The 231-nt window shown below is 75.3% G+C and carries 1 protein-coding gene; it reads right to left on the bottom strand.

The genetic code is table 11. The features are described from left to right. On the bottom strand, nucleotides 1-231 hold a 231-nt coding region (locus KVT14_RS21720; RefSeq protein ID WP_217617425.1), incomplete at both ends, for an LLM class flavin-dependent oxidoreductase.

Here is a 231-nt window from a genome sequence, read left to right as displayed (position 1 = left end):
AACAGCCCGCAGGAGCCGGAGCCGACGTACGCGCGGGCCGGGTCGTGGCCGTGCGCGGCGTACTGCACGCGGTAGTGGTCGAGCAGCACGGCGTAGTTCTCCCGCGGCTGCAGGGCGTTCGCGGTGACGACCGGGTCGCCCCACCGCGCCGCGAGCTCGACGGCGAACCGGGAGGTGGCCGAGCCGTGCCAGATCCGGAACGGCCCGGCATACGGCCGCGGCAGCGTGGTC

Source organism: Cellulomonas sp. GbtcB1 (assembly GCF_019091725.1).
Lineage (GTDB): Bacteria > Actinomycetota > Actinomycetes > Actinomycetales > Cellulomonadaceae > Cellulomonas.
Note: the sequence above shows the minus strand (reverse complement) of the source record. Positions and strands in the feature narration are given on the sequence as shown.